The sequence below is a fragment of the Streptomyces alkaliphilus genome (genome assembly GCF_014141535.1).
In the GTDB taxonomy this organism is placed as follows: domain Bacteria; phylum Actinomycetota; class Actinomycetes; order Streptomycetales; family Streptomycetaceae; genus Streptomyces; species Streptomyces alkaliphilus.
In genome coordinates this window covers 1-900 of sequence record NZ_VKHT01001456.1, presented here as the reverse complement: position 1 = coordinate 900, position 900 = coordinate 1, and the positions used below count along the sequence as shown (strand labels likewise).

Genomic DNA, 900 nt, shown 5'->3' with positions numbered 1-900 from the left:
GGACCCGACCGACCCCGTGGACCCGGTTGACCCGGACCCGACCGACCCGGTGGTTCCGGACCCGACCGACCCGACCGCCCCCGGCACCAGCGGTGGCACCGGCTCCACCGGCGGGACCGGTGGCAACGGTTCCCCGCAGCTGAGCGGTGGCCAGGAGGGCCTCGAGGCCCCCGAGGCCGAGGAGGGCCTGACCCCGCCCGTGCAGAACGACCCGACCACCGACGGTGGCGAGGAGCGTGGCGAGCTGGCCGAGACCGGCGCCTCCGGCGGTGACATGCTGCTGCTGGTCGGTGCCGCGACGATGATCGCCGGTGGGGTGGCCTTCCGCTACCTGCCGAGGATCGTCGCCAAGGGTTCCGCCACCGCCTGATCCTCCCCGAGCCGGGAGACCGGAACGGTAGGGGATCCCGGGAACACGATCGTGCCGTCGGTTCCTCACCGGAGGCGCCGGCACGATCCCCCGTCCCGATCACAGCCGGTGACCGGGACGGGCGGTCCCGTCCACGGCAGACGAACGGGCCCGGAGCGCATCGCTCCGGGCCCGTTCCGCGTTTCCGGGGGACATCGCCGGGATCGGCCCGACACGCCCCGTCCGCCCATGCCCCGTCCGCGCGCGCACGATCGGATCGCGCGCCCTCCCGGCGCCTCCGTGCTCCCGCTCCCGGGGCCGCACCCGGTTCAGGCCGGGCGGGCCACCACCAGGGCCACCGCGAACAGGGCGAGCACCAGGGCGAACAACATCATGGGTCCCGTGAGCGGTCCGCTCTCGCGACGCATCCGGGCCAGCCGGTCCCGGCAGACCGCGCAACGGCCGTCGCTCACCCGACCCGCGCAGTTCGCGCAGACCAGCCATGAAGCCCATCCGACGGTCATGCCATCGCCTCCCTCCGTCACCCCTCC

Annotated in this window: 1 protein-coding gene and 1 pseudogene; one reads left to right on the top strand and one right to left on the bottom strand. The window is 74.8% G+C overall.

Annotation, left to right across the window (positions count from 1 at the left end; all coding sequences use genetic code 11):
* Nucleotides 1-370, top strand: a pseudogene (locus FNQ90_RS27860) (hypothetical protein); the annotation flags it as partial.
* Between the two features lie 308 nt (nt 371-678).
* Here FNQ90_RS27860 and FNQ90_RS25055 read toward each other — a convergent pair.
* A partial coding sequence (locus FNQ90_RS25055) for a hypothetical protein (protein WP_323380177.1) occupies nt 679-900 on the bottom strand: 222 nt, incomplete at its 5' end.